We start from the raw sequence: 18,682 nt of genomic DNA, 5'->3' as shown, positions 1-18,682 counted from the left end.
GTACTTTGCTTCTGCCTCATTACCTAGAATATCTATTGCTGCTTTAGCCAAAATAGTTTATGCCTCTTTCTTATTCTCTTTCCTGATATTGCATTCAGCAAGATTTATTCATAGAATGCAATATCAGTTTTCACCTAAAGTAGAAAAGAAATTTTTGCGAGGCAGTTTATCTCAAAAAATTAATACGAAATAAATAAAGAGCTCGGATGTAAAATTAGACCATGAAAATGTGAAAATGAAGGGATAAAGTTCATGATATAGTTTTTACACAGCCCATTAAATCAGTAACACGCTGTATATGTAACAAATACATTTAAGGCAAAGTCTCTTACATAGAGTTTTATATTGCCAATAAACAATCGAAATTTGTAATTTTAAAGCATAAATATGCTTAAATAACGGAGAATAATACAATGTGAACAGGGGGTAGTTAAGATAAAGGGCGATAATACCCCATAAGGTTTTACCAGAAATCGCACTTAAATATTAAAAAAGGAAGAATGGCTAAGGTCTTAATTTTTATCAATTTGTTAAACTCATTGCAAAGAATTCATTATTTTCGCAAGTTAATAGTATACCAAGCAAATTATTTAGTATGAAAATAAAAATTATCAATAAATCGAATCATCCCCTACCCCAATATGCAACAAAATATTCGGCAGGTGTCGATTTAAGAGCAAATATAGATGAAGATATAATACTGAAACCTTTACAAAGGGTTCTTGTTTCTACAGGATTGTTTATCGAATTACCCGAAGGATACGAGGCTCAGGTAAGACCTCGCAGTGGTTTGGCAATAAAACATGGAATAACAGTTTTAAATACACCCGGAACAATTGATGCCGATTACCGTGGCGAAATTAGAGTTATACTTGTCAACTTATCCGATACTGATTTTGTTATAAAAAACGGAGAACGTATTTGCCAAATGGTTATAGCAGCCCATGAGCAAGCCGAATGGGTTGAAGTAGAATCCATTAGCGACACTGAGCGCGGAGCGGGAGGCTTTGGGCATACCGGAAAGTAATATTTTTACTTTCGAGGTTTTCCTTAACAAAACAACAAATTTTATGCTGAGAAAGATTATACATATAAGCCTGGCTTCCTTTTTACTTTTCTTTTGTGTCGGAGAAGCAACTCTTGCCCAATCGGGGAAAGTAAAATTGACAACCGAAGAACAACGCAAATTCGATTACTATTTTTACGATGCCCTGATAGCTAAAACAGCTGAAAGGTATGACGAAGCTTTCGATTTACTCAATTATTGTTTACAGATAGATTCAACAAATGCAACGGTTCTTTATGAGCTTGGCAATTTTTACGTATCGTTAGACGAAAAAAGTAAAGCACTTGACTTTTATAAAAAAGCAGTATCCTACGATCCTCAAAATTTTTATTACAACGAAGCTTTAGCTACAATGTGTCTCGAGTTTCAAAAATATACCGAAGCAATTGACAGATACAAATACTTAACATCGGTAAACCCCGACAAGTATGAACTTTATTTGTATTTGGCTGAAGCCTATCGCTTAAACGGAGACTTCGATAATGCGATAAAAGCACTCGACAATTTAGAAGAGTTGGTTGGTATGAATGAAAAAATCAGCCTGCAAAAATTTCAATTATATTCTGCACTCGATCGTAAAGAAGAAGGATATGCCGAAATACAAAAATATATTGACAAATATCCCGAACAAATAAGATACTACATATTGTTAGGAAATATTTATTTACAAGATAATAAAACAACCGAGGCTTTTGATATATACCAAAAAGGACAGGCCCTAGATTCAGATGATCCTTATCTGATAGCGGCACTTGCAAATTATTACGAGAAAATAAATAATAAGGAGGCAGCCCAAAAAGAAATGTATTCGGCTTTGCTAAACCGTAAACTCGATATAGATACCAAACTAACTATTTTAGGACAATACGTTGGAGTATTACAGGAAAAAGATGGAGACACCAAGGAAGCTAATATTCTGTTCGACACACTATTGGTAGAAAACCCGCAAGAACCGAAACTAAACTTTATGTTTGGTAATTTATTAATGCAACAAGGAAAAAATTCGGATGCACATTTTCAGTTTCAAATATTTGCCGAAGCCAATCCTACCAATCCGTTTGCATGGGAACAACTCCTGAAATCGGTACCAAACGACAGTTTGGACGAACAAATAAAAATATGCGAAACAGCTATTTCATATTTACCCGAAGAACCTCTCTTTTATTTTTATTTAGGAGTAGGCCATTATCAGAAAAAAGAATATAACAGCGCAATGAAATCGTTGCGTGAAGGAGCTGTTTTAGGAGAACAAGTAGGAAACCCTATGCTATTATCAGAATTTCACAGTCTCATAGGCAGCCTTTACCACGAATTGGACAAAAAAGACAGTTCGTACATCGAGTATGAAAAAGCATTAAAATATAACCCTCAAAATTTGGGGGTACTTAATAACTACAGTTATTTTCTGGCAATTGAGAAAAAGAATCTCGAAAAAGCCGAAAAAATGAGTAGCGTAACAGTTAAAGCCGAACCTACAAATCCGACTTATCTCGACACTTATGGTTGGATTATGTTTGTGCAGGGCGATTATGTTACCTCGAAAATATACTTACAGAACGCAGTTAAATATAGTGAAGAAAAGGAGAAGGAAACAAGCTCGGAAGTTCTTGAACATTATGGCGATGTGCTTTATAAATTAAATAATCAGGAAGAAGCTCTTGAATATTGGATAAAAGCAAAAGAAAAAGGAGACAGTGATTCGACAACTCTTGACCGCAAAATAGAAACAAAAACTTATATAGCAGAATAAAAATTTATGAGAAATATTATAAAAGCATCGGCATTTGTTTTGCTGCTACTTATGGTTACAGCCTGTGGTTCAAAAAAAGCGATTGTAGGCAGTAGCGGCAGTTTAGAGTCAAAATCAAAAAAACAGCTTATATCGGACGTCCTTAACGAAGAGTTAAGATATAAAGCGATCAGCGGAAAAGTGGATATTGAGTTTCAGGCTGCAAATTCTAAAAAGGGATTTAAAACGGGAAGTTTTATGAAACTTGTTCGCGATAGTGTCCTTCAAATATCCATACGTCCTTTTCTTGGTGTCGAGGCTATGCGGTTAACTCTAACCCCCGACTCGGTATTCATGATAGACCGCTACAATAAAAAATATGCGGCTGAAAGCATGACAGGATTAAGCAGCAAAATTGTATTCAACTACTATAATCTTCAATCGTTACTAACTAATGCGTTGTTTCTTCCGGGACAACAAAATATTACTGAAGACGAATATAAAAACTATGATGTAGATATTGCTTCGGGAATGTATTTGGCTAAGGTGAAAGATAAATCGGGAATTCTTTACAATTTTGCAATAGATGCCTCGGATCGTATTGCCTCTACACTGATTTTTTCTCCCGAAAAGTTGTATACCTTGCAATGGTCGTATAACGATTTTATCAAAGATGCAAATAACATATATCCAACATCGATGACTGCAAATGTAGAAGTTAAAGATATGAGAATGGATGTAAAGATATCTTATCAGAAACTTGATATTGACAAAGAAGTAAAAATAGACTATTCTGTTCCTAATAAATACGAAAAATCATCGATACGGGATATTATTAAGGCTTATATGAAATGAGATTTACGATAAAAACCATACTATTTACTTCTATTTTGCTTTTTACCGGATTTGTGGTTTACGGGCAAAATGGAGATACTCGTAAATTAGAGGAACAGCGTAAGAAGATATTGGAGCAAATTGCAAACAATACTCACCTGATAACCAACACTAAAAAAACAGCAGCCTCGCTACTGAATAAGATAACGCTGAACAGAGAACAAGTAAAACTCCGTCAACAAGTGTTAGCTGTATTAAATAGCGAAATAAGAGCTATTTCTGCCGAGCAAAAGAAAACCGAATCGGAAATTAAAATGCTGGAAGGCGAACTCAAAGAAAAACGAGGACAGTATGCAACAGCTATAGAGGGAGTGATGTCGAGAAGACAAAATCAAAATAATCTGATGTTCGTTCTCTCCGGAAAATCATTTACCGAATCGTTTCGGAGAATGAAATACTTGCGAGAATATTCGGAGTGGCGTAATCAACAAGCCGAAGATATTAAAAAGCAGCAAAAAGAATTGGTGGCTAAGAAAGAAGAGCTAGACAAACAGAAGAGTGAAAAACTTGCATTGCTTTCTCAGCGTAAACAGGAACAAGACAATCTTAAAAAAGAAGAGGCCGACCTGAATAAAGATATGGGAGAAGCCAAAAAGCAGGAAAAAGAGCTTACTGCACTAGTAAAAAAACAGCAACAACAAGCACAGGAGCTCAGTAAACAGATCGACCGTATTATTGCCGAGGAGTATGCCCGCCGCGAACGTGAAGCCAAACGCATAGCAGAAGAAAAAGCACGGTTAGAAAAGGCTAAAGGCACAAAGCTTACATCGAAAGATATAGAAAAAATAGATGGGGCACAAACTGTTGAAAGAAACTACAAGTTAACCAGTAGCTTTGCCTCCAATAAAGGAAAAATACCGATGCCTGTGGCTCAAAGAGCAACTATTGTAGGAAAATATGGTATACAACCTCATCCCACGGTTCCTACTGCTTCGATACGCAATACGGCAATTCAGATAAGAACCGAAAATGGCGCCACAGCAAAGGCCGTATTTAACGGAACCATATTTATCGTAAGACCTTCCCGCGGGTATAATAATACGATTGTTGTAAGTCATGGAGACTATATGACTTTGTATTCTAATGTTAAGGATGTTTATGTAAAAGAAGGACAAGAAGTAAAAGCCGGACAGAATTTAGGTAAAATATTTTCCGATCCCGATAATGGTGCAACAATTCTTGAATTTGCGATAAAACACAAATCGGGTACTCTTAATCCCGAACAATGGCTTAAACAATAATACTATGCGTGAACGAATTATTGATTTTCCGAAAATAGAGGACAGAAGGGGAAATCTTTCCTTTGCCGAAGCCTTAGACCAGATACCTTTCAATATTGCAAGGGTTTACTGGATTTATGACGTTCCGGGAGGACAGGTTCGTGGTAGTCACGCATTCAAAAGCCAAGAGGAGGTTATTATCGCTCTGTCAGGAAGTTTCGATGTTGTTCTCGACAATGGGACTCAGGTACGCAGGCATACGCTTAACCGTTCGTATAAAGGCTTATACGTTCCTAGCAAAATGTGGCGTTCTTTAGAGAATTTTTCGACAAACTCGGTATGTTTAATAATCACATCCGAGCCTTTTGATGAAGATGATTATATCCGCAATTACAGAGATTTTAAACGATACATAAAGCAAGAACCCTTATCGGAAGGTAATAATACTGTTTTATTAAAAAACAGACCTAGTAAAGAACCCTTTAACCCGGCAAATAATACTGTGTATGATTGCAATCTTATTGAACTTCCCGTTATAAGAAACCGGGCCGGAAATATTACACCCATACATAATTCCGAAAATATTCCGTTCGATATTGCCCGTGTATTTTATATATATGATATTCCATCAGGTCAAACACGGGGTGGGCATGCACATAAATATTGCCATCAGTTTTTAATAGCGGTCAGTGGAAGTTTTGATGTAGAACTGGACGATGGGGTAAACAAACGGATTGTTACATTAAACAGGCCCATGATGGGACTATATTTACCCCCCGGAATTTGGGCGGTAGAAAAGAATTTTTCGTCGGGGGCTGTAAGTTTAGTTTTAACATCACATATATACGAATCGGAAGATTATATTCGTAAATATTCGGACTTTAAAAACTACAAACCTGATGTTGATTAAACAATATACTGCGGAAGATAAGGCTTTGTGGGATAATTTTGTCCTTTCATCAAAAAACGGAACATTTTTATTCTGCCGCGATTTTATGGAATATCATTCGGACAGATTTAAAGATCATTCCTTGATGTTTTACAGTAAAGATAAACTCATTGCTATTCTGCCTGCAAATATATCAGATGACATTTTTTATTCACATCAAGGTCTTACTTACGGAGGACTGGTATTATCGCATCATATTAAGACAGACGATATATTGAATATTTTTTCGTTACTCACAGCGTATTTAAAAAATATTGGTATTAAGTCATTTTACTATAAAGCCATTCCACATATCTATCACAACTATCCTGCAGAAGAAGATTTATATGCTCTGTTCAGAAATGGAGCTTCTCTGTCGTCAAGAACAGTTTCGTCGACAATAGAATTAGCAAATAAGCAACCTTATGGGCAGTCACGAAAAAAACAGGTAAAAAAAGCCTCTGGCTTTAAATTACAAATATTAGAAAATTCTTCTTTAGACGGTTTTTGGCATGTTTTAGACGAAAACTTACGTATCAGGTATAATGCGAAACCGGTGCATTCTTTAGCCGAAATTCAATATTTGAAGTCGAAATTCCCCGATAACATAAAGTTATTCACAGTATCGGAGAATACCGAAATTATTGCAGGAAGCCTAATCTTCGAAACCAATTCTGTTGCACATATCCAGTATATCTCGGCAAATGAACGGGGAAAACAAATCGGGGCATTAGACCTTTTATTTGATACCCTCATCAACAGATACTTTTCGGATAAAAGATACTTTGATTTCGGAATATCTACCGAAAATGGAGGACTATACCTTAATTCGGGGCTGATATTTCAGAAAGAAGGCTTCGGCGCCAGAGCAATAGTATACGATACTTATTTGATTGACATAAAATGAAAACGATACCTTTTCTCGATCTTAAACGTGTAAACGAACGGCATCAAGCCGAAATAAACGACACTGTTTTAAGAGTTGCACAATCCGGATGGTACATACACGGAAAAGAATGTAGCAATTTCGAACACGAGTTTGCGGCTTATTGCGGTACAAGCTCCTGCATTGGCGTAGGGAACGGATTGGATGCTATACGGCTAATTTTTTCGGCTTATATTGAGATAGGAGTATTTAGCAGAGGTGATGAGGTTATTGTTCCGGCAAATACTTATATTGCCAGCATTCTGGCTATTACCGAAAGTGGTTTAATACCTGTGCTGGTTGAACCCAATATTAATACTTATAATCTGGATGCATCCAAAATTGAGGAGAAAATAACCGATAAAACGAAAGCCATTCTGGCTGTTCATCTTTATGGGCAGGTTTGTGATATGGAGCCTCTAAAAACTATATCGGAAAAATACAACCTGAAACTCATTGATGATGTTGCGCAAGCACATGGGGCTGTATACAACAATAGTAAAACCGGAAATTTATGCGATGCTTCGGCTTTTAGTTTTTATCCTACAAAAAATCTTGGAGCTTTGGGCGATGCCGGGGCTGTTACTACAAACGATGCACAATTATCAGATGCTATCAGAAGCATTGCGAACTACGGCTCGAAAGAAAAGTATGTACATCAATATAAAGGGATAAACTCGCGTTTGGACGAAATACAGGCAGCCGTTTTAAGCGCAAAACTAAAGTATCTGGACGAAGATATTGAAACAAGGCGTAATATTGCCCTACACTATCTGAAAAGCATATCAAATCCTAAAATTATACTCCCTGAGTTTAGAAAACCCGAAGAGCACACTTTTCATCTGTTTGTTATAAGAGCCCAACAAAGAGATAGCTTAAAAAAATATTTATTAGATAACGGTATTCAATCACAAGTACATTACCCCATTCCCCCGCATAAACAAGAAGCTTATAAAGAATGGGAAAAAGACAGTTATCCGATAACCGAAAAAATACATCAGGAAGTTCTTAGCCTACCTTTATTTTTTGGAATCGCACAGGAAGAAGCAGATAAAGTAATTGAAGTTTTAAATAAATGGTAAGGGGCTACTAATTCAGCAACCCCTTTCTATCATTATTTAACCATCGATTTTATTATATCTATAATCTCGGCCCCGGCTGTTTCAGCATCCTTCATTGTCGAAGCTTCGGAATAAATCCTGATTATCGGTTCTGTATTCGATTTTCGAAGATGTACCCATTTTTCGGTAAAATCTATCTTCACTCCGTCTATATCGGTAACATCAAAACCTGCAAATTTGTCTTTAACAGCTTTCAGAATCGCATCGACATCAATATCGGGAGTTAATTCTATTTTCTGCTTTGCTATGTAATATTGCGGGTAAGTTGCTCTTAGTTGACTAACTGTTTTCTTTTCTTTAGCAAGGTGTGTCAGAAATAAAGCAATACCAACCAAAGCATCGCGCCCGTAGTGGCTTGCAGGATAAATGACCCCGCCATTCCCTTCTCCTCCAAACACAGCATTAACTTCTTTCATTTTAGTTGTAACATTAACCTCACCAACGGCGGCAGCATAATAATCGCATCCAAAACGGTGTGTAACATCGCGCAAAGCACGGCTCGAACTTAAATTCGAAACTGTAGCTCCGGGAGTATGGCGCAGAACGTAGTCGGCAATAGCCACAAGAGTATATTCTTCGTTAAACATTTCGCCATCTTCACAAACAATAGCAAGGCGGTCAACATCAGGGTCTACAACAAAGCCCACGTCAACTCCTCCTTTTTTCATCAGTCCCGATATTTCTTGCAGGTTCTCGGGTAAGGGTTCCGGATTATGAGGAAATTGTCCGTTAGGTTCGCAATATAGTTCAACAATATCTTTTACACCCAATGCTTTTAAAAGCTTGGGCAGAACAACACCGCCCACCGAGTTTACACAATCAATAGCTACCTTAAAGTTTGCAGCTTTTATAGCATCTGCATCAACAAGCTCCAAATCGAGCACGGCTTTTATATGATAATCGGTATAATCGGCTTTTATTTCATTTCCAAGGTTATCTACATCTGCATAAATAAACTCTTCAGCCTCAGCAATACGTAATACTTCGGCACCTTCGGCTGCATTTAAAAATTCACCTTTTTCATTTAACAGCTTTAAGGCATTCCATTGCTTTGGGTTATGGCTTGCTGTAAGAATAATTCCACCACAAGCGTTTTCGGCAGTTACAGCTACTTCGGTTGTTGGTGTAGTAGCCAAACCAATGTTTACTACATCGAAACCCAGTCCCATTAATGTGCCGGCAACAAGCTGCTCCATCATTGCTCCCGATATACGAGCGTCACGCCCTACAACAATTTTGTTGCTTTTTATCTGTGTTGTTTTTTTAATGAATATACCGTATGCCGAAACAAATTTAACGGTATCCAACGGATTCAGACCTTCGCCTACACTCCCTCCTATTGTACCCCTTATTCCGGATATTGATTTTATTAGTGTCATAACACGAGTTCTTTTGTTTGGTTCTTAAAGTTTATTCTTCATCAAAAGAATATTGTATTTTACCGAAGTATACGAACTCTTCGTTCAGTTTTTGCACGGTAGATCCTGAGATACTGGGCACTATCATTTTTACAATAGCTCCGTTTCGTACAAAGCCTAAAGGTATAGTCATACCTTTCGATTTGAATGTATAATTAGAATACCCGTTCGAAGCATCTTTTTCGGTATAAGTACTTGCTTGTCCGTAATAGAAGCTTATAATATCGTCGGGATCGGCTTCGTTCGAAAAAATAGCAGTAGCATCAAACATCGGGCGAGTAGTATTCGAATGCGTCACTTGTACTTTCTGACGGTCGTTAATATCTATTTGTCGTCCGTATCCTTCGTCTACTACATTAAAATATACACCACTTCTTTTGTGATAATAAAACTCGTTTTCGGCAAACACTCCATCAGATGGGTATTCGTTTAGGACAATTATCCCCGAATCAGCTATCAGGTCGTTAATGGCTTTTTGTTCGGCTTCCGGAATTTCAACTTCTCCTTGTTTTTTACTAAATTCGTATTTAATGTAACCAAAATAAACAGGATCGTAATAGTTTGACTGATAGGCAGAACCTACCCCAAAGGGCACTATCATTTTTATAATGGCATTTTCTCCAACATAACTTAAAGGGACAGTTAAACCTGTTGACGTAAACATATAGTTGTAAACACCATAAGCAGAACTTGAATATTTATATGTACTTGTATTTCCATAGGTAAAGTTCATATACTCATTTTCAAATCCCGGTCGGGTATTATCCCATGCCGTACTATCTGTTATAGCATCGCTTAAAAGCCGATATGTACCTCGAATTCTTACAGTAACTTCAGTTCCTTGTTCAGCACGGTTTCCATTACCCGAATCGATAACATGAAAAAATACTCCGTGGTTGGACTCAGAGAAAAATTCACCCTCATCAAAAGGTCTGTCAGTTGGGTAAGAACTTGTAGTGTAGAAACCACTGTCGTTCATCAACCTGCTTATAGCCTTACTTTGTGATTTTAGTTTATCGGCATACGTTTCTGTTTTACTGCACGATGCGGCAATAATAGAAATAAATATTAGCAGGACTATGCCTGAGATCAGTTTTTTCATTTATCGGTTTGTTGTTTTAAGTTGTTGAAGAATTCGGGTAGTGCTTTTTCGTATATTTTTATCGCTTCATCCAGTGTTCCAAAAAATTCTCCCCCCGACGCATTCAGATGTCCGCCTCCATTATAATACTTAGAGGCAAATGAATTGGTAGGAATGTCTCCGGCAGAGCGAAACGACATTTTTATCATATCGTTATCTTCTCTCATAAAAGTGGAGAAAGAAATATCTTTTATGCTTAACGGAAGATTCGAAAAGCCCTCGGTATCCCCTTTTTTTGCATTGAAACGAGTTTGCTCTTCTTTCGAAAGCCAGATAAGAGCAGCGTTATATTCGGGAAATATACGCATTCTTTCGCACAACATAAAGCCTAACATCCGAAAACGATCGGCTGAATAATCGTGGTAAACATTTGCGTAAATTTGGTCTTTATCAATCCCTTTTGCTAATAACTGACCTATAATATAATATATTTCGGGGCTATTAGAGTTATATGTAAAACCGCCTGTATCGGTCATCATTCCTGTATATATGGACTCGGCTCCAACTTTACTTATCTCGTCGAAATCGCCCATACGACAGATTAATCTGAAAACCAGTTCGCTTGTCGAAGATATTTCGGGATGCGATATTGTAATGTCGCAAAAATCCAACGGATGGGGATGATGATCTATAAGAACTTTTTTTGCCTTCGAAGCTTCAACCCATGGTCCAAGCTGATTTATACGCTTGGGCGTATTAAAGTCAAGACAGAAGATAATATCGGCTTCCGATATAAGTTTTTCGGCATATTCGGGATATTTCTCTGCATTAAGAATATCTTTTGATCCTTTAAGCCAAGCCAAAAAATCGGGGAAATTATTCGGCACAATTATCGTTACTTCGTAGCCCGAATCGTTAAGATAATGAAATAATCCCAGTGAAGAGCCTACCGCATCACCGTCGGGCGATACATGTGTTACTATAACAACTTTTTCATTGTCATTAAGAAGATCCTCTACCCTCGAAATCTTATCTTGTGCTATTACTTTAGTAATCATTATATTAATTGGCTCTTTCAGAAAATATTCTAACAAAAATAATTAAAAAATTGACCTAAACATACCTTTTTCAGCCATATCGTGCAACGGAATATCCATATTTTCACATTCTCTTTTTATTCTATTACGGTTACGAACTGATAATGAACGGTCTATGATCACATTTTTGATAGAAAATGTTTGAGTTAAAGAATATAAAGAAATGGTATCGGATTTAAAAATGTGCAAATAATCTATTATAGGCCTATTACCATCTTCGTTTACCTGCCAGTAATTGGCTTTAGTTGACAACAAAACTTTGTTACCCAGAGGAATTAATCGGTACTGATTTATCGAATCCAAAACATGAATTTGCCTCCCATTGTTCCACTTTATTATAGAATTGTTATTGCTACTATATATTTTTAATATATCATCTTTTAGTAAATAATTTTCTGCCAGAAAATTCAGCATAATCAGAAGTACAAATACTTGAGAAACAATAAGAGTTTTAGACCTGCGATGAATAAGAAACGCTAATAAGCTAATTATTGCACACACGAAAAATAGCATGCCAAACATCGATACCTTAATATTTTCGATCAACGCAAACGGAAGACCTTCAAAAAAATGAACTACAAACATCAGTATCTTTATCAGTAACCCGAATATTGCAGTTGGCAACAGCATAATAACCGAAGATATTACCGAAGGAAGGATAGTAGAAAATAAACTTATTACCACCATAATCATACTTGTGTACAATATGAGGGAAATAAGAGGTACAACCAACATATTACTGATAAAGAAATAAGTAGGGAAAGTGCCGAAGTGATATAAGCACAAGGGAAGAGTGCCCAATTGTGCCGCTATCGACAGAGTGAAAAGATTCCAGCCCGATCGTAAATACCTGTTTTTAATCTGTACTGATGACAAGTAAGGATGAAAAAAGCAAATTGCCGATACAGCCGCAAAACTAAGTTGAAAGCCCATATCAAAAACATAGAAAGGCTCATAAACGAGCATTACAAATGCAGCAAAAGAAATATTGTTAAAAGTCAGCCCTCTCCTATTGTATATGTGAGCAACACAAATAATTGACAACATTATTACAGCCCTGATAACGGAAGGCGAAAGCCCTGTTACAAAAGCATAACACCAAAGAACAGCAATAATAAAAACCTGTGCATATTTATTCCAATTGATGCGATGAATAAAAAGTCCTAATATTGACAGAATGATTCCGTAAATTATGCCTGTATGCAACCCACTTAATGCAAGCACATGCGCTGTACCGGTTTTTCGGAACGATTGTTTCAAGTCGTCGGATAAAGAATCTTTATAGCCAACGGTTAAAGCGGCAAGCATGGCATAAGAATCTTCATCGAGGTTTAACGATTTATAAAATTGAAGTATTTTATCCCGATAGCCGAGCGCTATTGTCGAAGGAGAGAAACTTTTACCCTCTGTTGTTTCCCAGTTGGAAGAATATAAGAAAACCGAACCCGAAAATCCTTTATTGTACATATAGTGTGCATAATCGAATTCATCGGGATCACCAAAGTTTTTGAATGGCTCAATTTTTCCGAAAAACATTATGTTTTCGCCTACTTGCAGCTGCCTGCTTCGTATACCCGGTTGCAAATAACATATTACTTTCTTCCGGTTGTCGAGTTTTACCTCACACATTATTGAATTTTCCTTTGTTTGCGGACTGTTTATTATTAAGCCCTGATAAGATTCTTTATTATCGGGGAAACTGAATGTTGCCTTTTGTTGACTATGGGTAGTCAGAAATACAGCAAACGCAAAGAGGCAGGAAAATAGTCCGGCACCAAATAACCATCTTAACCCAAATTGTTTTTGAGGATTAATAAAAAACGAAACCAGCATTATTGCCAACCCCGCGAACAACAGAATAAAGCCTATACTTGTAGGGACATATAAGTAATATTGAATAAGAATACCTACTATTAGAGGTATCAGAAAGCGAAGAAACGGAGTTTTATGCAAAAAATCCGTCATCGTTTCATGTCAGGCTTTTTAGTTTGTGTATTGTTTCGGCAGGATTGGAAGTCGAAAACACGGCATTACCTGCCACAAGTATATCTGCTCCTGCTTCTACAAGTTTTTTTCCCGTTTCCAGATTAACACCACCATCAACTTCAATCAATGTGTTGAGATTTTTTTTCAGTATTATTTCTTTTAGCTGGCTAACTTTCGAAAGAGAATGTTCTATAAATTTTTGTCCTCCAAATCCCGGATTCACACTCATCAGCAAAACCATATCCACGTCGTGCAATATATCATTCAGCAATGTTACAGGTGTATGTGGGTTAAGTGTAACCCCGGCTTTCATTCCGGCTTCGTGTATTGCAGCTATTGTACGGTGAAGATGGGTCGATGCTTCGTAATGTACGTTCATCATATATGCTCCGGCATTTTTTACCTGCTCGATAAATTTTTCGGGCTGAACTATCATCAAATGCACATCAAGAGGTTTTTTTGCTACTTCTTTTACCTTTTCCAATATGGGAAAGCCAAACGAAATATTAGGAACAAATACTCCATCCATAATATCGCAGTGAATCCAATCGGCTTCGCTGTTATTTATCATTTCGATATCGGCCTGTAAGTTAAGGAAGTTTGCCGATAATAACGATGGGGCTACTTTGTGACTCATAAAACTATCTTTTTGCTTAGTTACAAAAGTACAAAAAATAGATTGATAAATATCGGGCTTTTACAAGTAAATATCAGAGCAACAAAAACAGCCTCATTACATTCTAATAATAAGGCTGTTACTCGTTAAATTTTTCCATTAATTTGTATAAACTTCTTTAATTCCTTTCGGTAAAGATTGCTCGACTTTATACGATCGTGCGAACATCTTTAAGAACTCCGTTGTTTTTAATGATGGGCCACTGTTTTTTTTGTCGATAAGTTTATTAACTTTGAGTGTAGAGTTTTTGCTCATAGGCTTTATTACTTTTTGATTTTAACTTACTATACAAACGCTTGGTTTTTAATATTATTGTTTAATACAATGTTTATTTGAAATAATATGAAAAAATTCTTTGTTTTACTAGCTTCTGTCTGGGTGGTATTTTCGTGTACAACACCCGATCCTAAACCTACTTTCGAGCATTTAGCGACCGAAAGGACTATTTACATTTCGAATGATTCGGCTAAGCCTTTCATGAAATTAAATCTTGAGTTTGTTTATCCTTCTACTTATGCAAACGACACCTTATTGGCTAACATACAGAAATTGTTTGTATTAGCATTTGCAGGTAAGGATTATGCCGGACGCAGCCCTAAGGGAGCTTTTGAAGCTTATGAAAAGAGTCTGATGGATGAATATGTAGATATCGCAAGAGATTTTGGTGGTGAATCGGCTGCTTTCTTCGGAGATTTGTATCAAACGATAAAAACTGAAATAATTGACGATTCGCTAAAAAACATTGTTATAGTAAAAACAACTAACGAAAGCTATATGGGTGGAGCTCATGGTTCTTACATCGAAAGTTATTATAACATTGATATGCAAAAAGCATTACTGCTGAAAGAAAAAGAACTATTTGGCGATGAAAACAATCAAAATATCTCGCAACTCATTACCAAATCGTTACAGGATAAGTACGGCGAGAGCATTCACGATGTTCTTTTCGAAATTGACAGTATACAACCAAATGGCAACTTTTATATTAATGCCGACGGGATAACTTACGTTTACAATCAGTATGAAATAGCACCGTATTCATCGGGAATTATCAAAGCTTTTATACCATACGAAAAAGTGAAAGAATTTTTAAAACCCGAATACTCGGAGATACTGATTCAAAAGAAATAATATCGTATGTATAATCATATAAATAAAGCCCGAATGAACATTCGGGCTTTATTATTGTATTTAATCTATTTTGCGCCTTATAAAAAAACAGAATACTAATCAATAGAAAGTTTCGGGAGATATTGCTCCTTGTTGTTTAGTGTTTGAAGCATTGAAATTGTCATTGTTATCGCCTCTATTTAACTGATTTTGCATTTTTTCTATCGCTCCATTCAATTGGTCGACAAACGAATGGTATTTCCAATCTCCGTTTACTATTGCAAAAGCTTCAATTTTGCTTATAAGCTTTTTATACAATTGGTCGATGTTACTACGGATCGATTTCAAAGAAACTCTCCTGTTTTCAAAGCTGGTTTGGTACTTCTCGAAAAACTCCTCAAACTGATCGTTTTCTTTTTTCAATATATCTACCCATTCGTCTAAATGAAATTCGGCTAGCAATTCCTTCTGCTCTTCCATATCGGAGCAAAACTTCTTCAACGCCAAAGTTTCCTCATCATAAGGTAGTGGGCGTAAATCGCCATATTTATCGAAAATTTGTTGTAACATTTTCGCATTGTTACGCATGTCTTCGTCGGGGTGTCTTAAATTGGCTTTTATAATCAATTCAATAGCCCTGTGATAATCGTCGCGCTTAGCATCCGAATCCTCTAGTATTTTACTACAATGGGTTTTAGACTCTTTATTTACAATTGCATACTCTTTTTGGTACAGGTCTAAAAACCGTTCGTAAATATCGTCCACATTCAGATACCTTGCCCCTGTAGTCTCAATCAAATTTTTTACATCGGTCATGAACTCAATATGTTCATTGTTGTGTAACTTGTAGGTTTTAATCATTTTTATTTTCATAAGGCAAGCAATTTTAAATGGTTAACCAAAAACACTAAAACATATAAAACAATAGTAGATACCTATTCATAATAACAAACAAATGTTTGCTCTTTTTTGTTCGCTGATTTTTTATTTACAATCAATTATTTAACAAACTTTTAAGAGACTGTTATTCTATTGTTAACAATCAGACTGTCTCCTTTTTCTGTAGATTAATATGAAATTTAAATTTATTAGTTTTATTCTGCTACTGAATTTTAAGTGCTATCTTAGCATATGTAAATAATAAATATCACACATAATAAGAAAATTAAAATAACTATGCCAAAGAATGTATTATCGTTAGAGCCGAAAAATGTATGGAAACATTTTTACGATTTAAGTCAGATTCCGCGTCCTACAGGGCAGATGAAGGCTGTTACTGCATTTGTCAAAGATTTTGGACATTCGCTAAACTTAGAGACCATACAGGATGAAACAGGAAATGTGCTGATAAAAAAGCCGGCATCGAAAGGAATGGAAAATGCTCCTGTTGTTATTCTGCAATCGCATCTGGACATGGTTCCTCAAAAAAACACCAGTGTAAAACACGATTTTGAAAAGGACCCGATAGAGCTTCGGGTAGAAGGAAATATTGTAAAGGCCAATTCTACAACCCTTGGCGCCGATAATGGCATCGGGGTAGCAGCAATAATGGCCATTTTAGAAGATACCTCTTTGGTACACGCCCCTATTGAGGCACTGTTTACTATAGACGAAGAAGTTGGAATGGTAGGAGCTTTCGGGTTAAAACAAGGTTTTCTGAAAGGTTCTGTTTTACTTAACCTCGATACCGAAGAAATAGGAGATTTGTGTGTAGGATGTGCGGGAGGAGTTGACATCAATGTTTCTTTTGGTTTTAAGGACGAAAAAACACCCGAAGGAGATATTGCTTATAAAATAAGTTTAACCGGTCTGAAAGGAGGCCATTCGGGCACAGAAATACATTTGGGTAGGGCTAATGCCAATAAATTAATGATGCGCTTACTGAAAGAAGCTGTAAGCGATTTCGAAGTGCGCTTATCCTCATTCAAAGGTGGTTCGTTGCGCAATGCTATTCCTCGCGAAGCGTTTGCTGTAGTAACTGTTCCCAAAGGTGGAGAAGAAGATTTGCAAAGTCTGGTAAAAGAATATGAAAGTACATATAAAGCCGAATATAATGGCATTGAAGATAAATTATTGTTGGTTGTTGAAAAAACAAACTTACCGGCAACTGTAATACCCGAAGAAGTACAAGACAGTTTGATAAATGCAGTTGAAGGATGCCAAAATGGTGTGATAAGCATGTTGACAGATTTTCCCGGCACGGTAGAGTCTTCTTCAAATTTAGCTTCCATTGAATCCTCAGCCGGTAAAATCGAAATTAAATTCCTAGCCCGCAGTTCGTCCGAAACCCGAAAAGATGCTATTTGTTCGAGTATAGAGAGTGTATTCAATTTGGCAGGAGCAAAGGTTGAGATAGAAAACCCATATCCGGGATGGCAACCTAATGCTAAAGCTAAGGTACTTCATATAATGAGCGACCTATATGAAGAAATGTACAGTAAACCGGCAAAAGTAAATGTAGTTCATGCAGGGCTCGAGTGTGGTATAATATTGGGTAGTACCCCCGGCTTAGACATCGTTTCGTTCGGGCCAACAATACTGAATGCACATTCGCCTGACGAATATGTGGAGATTGATACAGTTGCAATTTTCTACGATTATTTAAAAGCGACTTTAGCCCGTTTAAAATAACAAAGCTATGATTAAGCCGAAAAGATCGACGGTTTTATGTACAGCATTGTTTATATATACTGCTGTGCTGGCTATATTTATATATCCGTTTTTCAGTAAAGCAGGTATGCTATTTGAGTATTTTTGCCTGATAGGAGGATGTGTATTCCTTACTTTGCTGCTTATATATCTTTTCAGGCGTCGGGAAAAGAATAATTGACCTTATAATAAATTCAGATAAAAGGGTTGTTCTGTCGAACAATCCTTTTTATTTGACCTCAGCAAACATAAGAAATTTATAAAAATACCATAACTTTGGAGTTTCAAACACGTAATTATGGAAGATATATTGTTTAAGCATAGCCTGCCACTTCAGATACGTTTTAACGATGTAGATAAATTCGGACATGTAAATAATGCCGTTTATCTTAATTTTTACGACTTAGGCAAAACAAACTATTTTGGCTCTGTCTGCCCGAATGTTAATTGGGAAAGGGATGCTATTTTAGTTGTTCATCTCGAAGTGGACTTTATTTCTCAAATTTATGGAGCCGACGACAGTATTGCCGTACAAACTGCTGTTACCGCCATCGGTACCAAAAGTTTCGATTTGGTTCAACGTCTTATCGATACAGATACAAACGACGTGAAATGCATTTGCCGCTCTACAATGGTTACATACGATTTGAAAGAGCACAAATCTAAGCCTTTAACAGAAGAATGGATAAATGCCATCTGTTCTTATGAGGGAAAAGATTTAAGAAAAAAGAAATAAAGTTTTTCTTAAAATCCAAAAGTAAAAAACTACCACACTTGTAAAA

The 18,682-nt window shown here is 36.5% G+C and carries 17 protein-coding genes; 11 read left to right on the top strand and 6 right to left on the bottom strand.

What is annotated here, in order from left to right; translation table 11 throughout:
- Positions 1-595 precede the first annotated feature (595 nt).
- From dut to D0T53_RS02045, 7 genes are read left to right on the top strand one after another with little or no spacing between them, the layout of a single operon-like run.
- Entirely contained in the window at positions 596-1,027 is a 432-nt protein-coding gene (gene dut / locus D0T53_RS02075; RefSeq protein WP_163264579.1) for a dUTP diphosphatase, read from the top strand.
- A 43-nt stretch (positions 1,028-1,070) separates the two neighbouring features.
- Complete coding sequence (locus D0T53_RS02070) at positions 1,071-2,816, top strand: tetratricopeptide repeat protein (protein ID WP_163264577.1); 1,746 nt, start codon at positions 1,071-1,073, stop codon at positions 2,814-2,816.
- 6 nt (positions 2,817-2,822) lie between these two features.
- Positions 2,823-3,650 (top strand): DUF4292 domain-containing protein, encoded by an 828-nt coding sequence (locus D0T53_RS02065; RefSeq protein ID WP_163264575.1) that lies wholly within the window; start codon positions 2,823-2,825, stop codon positions 3,648-3,650.
- Positions 3,647-4,930, top strand: a complete 1,284-nt coding sequence (locus D0T53_RS02060) for a murein hydrolase activator EnvC (RefSeq protein ID WP_163264573.1) — start codon at positions 3,647-3,649, stop codon at positions 4,928-4,930. Before D0T53_RS02065 ends, D0T53_RS02060 begins: the two co-directional genes overlap by 4 nt.
- A gap of 4 nt (positions 4,931-4,934) precedes the next feature.
- Entirely contained in the window at positions 4,935-5,819 is an 885-nt protein-coding gene (locus D0T53_RS02055) for an FdtA/QdtA family cupin domain-containing protein (protein ID WP_163264571.1), read from the top strand.
- A complete protein-coding gene (locus D0T53_RS02050; RefSeq protein WP_163264569.1) occupies positions 5,809-6,744 on the top strand; it encodes a GNAT family N-acetyltransferase in 936 nt (311 codons plus the stop codon). The genes D0T53_RS02055 and D0T53_RS02050 overlap by 11 nt, the downstream gene beginning before the upstream one ends.
- A complete protein-coding gene (locus tag D0T53_RS02045; RefSeq protein WP_163264567.1) occupies positions 6,741-7,844 on the top strand; it encodes a DegT/DnrJ/EryC1/StrS aminotransferase family protein in 1,104 nt (367 codons plus the stop codon). Before D0T53_RS02050 ends, D0T53_RS02045 begins: the two co-directional genes overlap by 4 nt.
- A gap of 32 nt (positions 7,845-7,876) precedes the next feature.
- On the opposite strand, the gene glmM is transcribed toward D0T53_RS02045, so the two are convergent.
- From glmM to rpe, 5 genes are read right to left on the bottom strand one after another with little or no spacing between them, the layout of a single operon-like run.
- Positions 7,877-9,262, bottom strand: a complete 1,386-nt coding sequence (gene glmM, locus D0T53_RS02040; protein ID WP_163264565.1) for a phosphoglucosamine mutase — start codon at positions 9,260-9,262, stop codon at positions 7,877-7,879.
- 31 nt (positions 9,263-9,293) lie between these two features.
- The gene (locus tag D0T53_RS02035) at positions 9,294-10,403 is read right to left on the bottom strand and encodes a DUF4827 family protein (protein WP_163264563.1); all 1,110 of its coding nucleotides are present in this window, start codon (positions 10,401-10,403) and stop codon (positions 9,294-9,296) included.
- Positions 10,400-11,440 (bottom strand): bifunctional oligoribonuclease/PAP phosphatase NrnA, encoded by a 1,041-nt coding sequence (locus D0T53_RS02030; protein WP_163264561.1) that lies wholly within the window; start codon positions 11,438-11,440, stop codon positions 10,400-10,402. The genes D0T53_RS02035 and D0T53_RS02030 overlap by 4 nt, the downstream gene beginning before the upstream one ends.
- 42 nt (positions 11,441-11,482) lie before the next feature.
- Positions 11,483-13,444 (bottom strand): ComEC/Rec2 family competence protein, encoded by a 1,962-nt coding sequence (locus D0T53_RS02025; protein WP_163264559.1) that lies wholly within the window; start codon positions 13,442-13,444, stop codon positions 11,483-11,485.
- A 4-nt stretch (positions 13,445-13,448) separates the two neighbouring features.
- Positions 13,449-14,102, bottom strand: a complete 654-nt coding sequence (gene rpe, locus D0T53_RS02020; RefSeq protein WP_163264557.1) for a ribulose-phosphate 3-epimerase — start codon at positions 14,100-14,102, stop codon at positions 13,449-13,451.
- Positions 14,103-14,483: 381 nt separating this feature from the next.
- Between rpe and D0T53_RS02015 the strand changes: the two genes are divergently transcribed.
- A complete protein-coding gene (locus tag D0T53_RS02015) occupies positions 14,484-15,272 on the top strand; it encodes an RsiV family protein (protein ID WP_163264555.1) in 789 nt (262 codons plus the stop codon).
- A 99-nt stretch (positions 15,273-15,371) separates the two neighbouring features.
- On the opposite strand, the gene D0T53_RS02010 is transcribed toward D0T53_RS02015, so the two are convergent.
- On the bottom strand, positions 15,372-16,124 hold the full coding sequence (locus D0T53_RS02010) for a DUF6261 family protein (RefSeq protein WP_163264552.1): 753 nt from the start codon (positions 16,122-16,124) through the stop codon (positions 15,372-15,374).
- A gap of 303 nt (positions 16,125-16,427) precedes the next feature.
- Here D0T53_RS02010 and D0T53_RS02005 point away from each other — a divergent pair, with 303 nt between their 5' ends.
- From D0T53_RS02005 to D0T53_RS01995, 3 genes are all read left to right on the top strand, one after another.
- Entirely contained in the window at positions 16,428-17,882 is a 1,455-nt protein-coding gene (locus D0T53_RS02005; protein ID WP_163264550.1) for an aminoacyl-histidine dipeptidase, read from the top strand.
- Positions 17,883-17,889: 7 nt separating this feature from the next.
- Positions 17,890-18,081 (top strand): hypothetical protein, encoded by a 192-nt coding sequence (locus tag D0T53_RS02000; protein WP_163264548.1) that lies wholly within the window; start codon positions 17,890-17,892, stop codon positions 18,079-18,081.
- A 117-nt stretch (positions 18,082-18,198) separates the two neighbouring features.
- Positions 18,199-18,636 (top strand): thioesterase family protein, encoded by a 438-nt coding sequence (locus D0T53_RS01995; RefSeq protein WP_163264546.1) that lies wholly within the window; start codon positions 18,199-18,201, stop codon positions 18,634-18,636.
- Positions 18,637-18,682: the final 46 nt, after the last annotated feature.

It is taken from the genome of Dysgonomonas sp. 216 (genome assembly GCF_010501065.1).
GTDB lineage: Bacteria > Bacteroidota > Bacteroidia > Bacteroidales > Dysgonomonadaceae > QVMM01.
The sequence above is the reverse complement of the archived record's forward strand: the minus strand, read 5'-3'. Positions and strand labels throughout refer to the sequence as shown.

Coding starts and splice junctions, on each gene's coding strand:
- dut (WP_163264579.1), top strand. CDS start 596: ATGAAAATAAAAATTATCAATAAATCGAATCATCCCCTACCCCAATAT.
- D0T53_RS02070 (WP_163264577.1), top strand. CDS start 1,071: ATGCTGAGAAAGATTATACATATAAGCCTGGCTTCCTTTTTACTTTTC.
- D0T53_RS02065 (WP_163264575.1), top strand. CDS start 2,823: ATGAGAAATATTATAAAAGCATCGGCATTTGTTTTGCTGCTACTTATG.
- D0T53_RS02060 (WP_163264573.1), top strand. CDS start 3,647: ATGAGATTTACGATAAAAACCATACTATTTACTTCTATTTTGCTTTTT.
- D0T53_RS02055 (WP_163264571.1), top strand. CDS start 4,935: ATGCGTGAACGAATTATTGATTTTCCGAAAATAGAGGACAGAAGGGGA.
- D0T53_RS02050 (WP_163264569.1), top strand. CDS start 5,809: ATGTTGATTAAACAATATACTGCGGAAGATAAGGCTTTGTGGGATAAT.
- D0T53_RS02045 (WP_163264567.1), top strand. CDS start 6,741: ATGAAAACGATACCTTTTCTCGATCTTAAACGTGTAAACGAACGGCAT.
- glmM (WP_163264565.1), bottom strand. CDS start 9,262: ATGACACTAATAAAATCAATATCCGGAATAAGGGGTACAATAGGAGGG.
- D0T53_RS02035 (WP_163264563.1), bottom strand. CDS start 10,403: ATGAAAAAACTGATCTCAGGCATAGTCCTGCTAATATTTATTTCTATT.
- D0T53_RS02030 (WP_163264561.1), bottom strand. CDS start 11,440: ATGATTACTAAAGTAATAGCACAAGATAAGATTTCGAGGGTAGAGGAT.
- D0T53_RS02025 (WP_163264559.1), bottom strand. CDS start 13,444: ATGACGGATTTTTTGCATAAAACTCCGTTTCTTCGCTTTCTGATACCT.
- rpe (WP_163264557.1), bottom strand. CDS start 14,102: ATGAGTCACAAAGTAGCCCCATCGTTATTATCGGCAAACTTCCTTAAC.
- D0T53_RS02015 (WP_163264555.1), top strand. CDS start 14,484: ATGAAAAAATTCTTTGTTTTACTAGCTTCTGTCTGGGTGGTATTTTCG.
- D0T53_RS02010 (WP_163264552.1), bottom strand. CDS start 16,124: ATGAAAATAAAAATGATTAAAACCTACAAGTTACACAACAATGAACAT.
- D0T53_RS02005 (WP_163264550.1), top strand. CDS start 16,428: ATGCCAAAGAATGTATTATCGTTAGAGCCGAAAAATGTATGGAAACAT.
- D0T53_RS02000 (WP_163264548.1), top strand. CDS start 17,890: ATGATTAAGCCGAAAAGATCGACGGTTTTATGTACAGCATTGTTTATA.
- D0T53_RS01995 (WP_163264546.1), top strand. CDS start 18,199: ATGGAAGATATATTGTTTAAGCATAGCCTGCCACTTCAGATACGTTTT.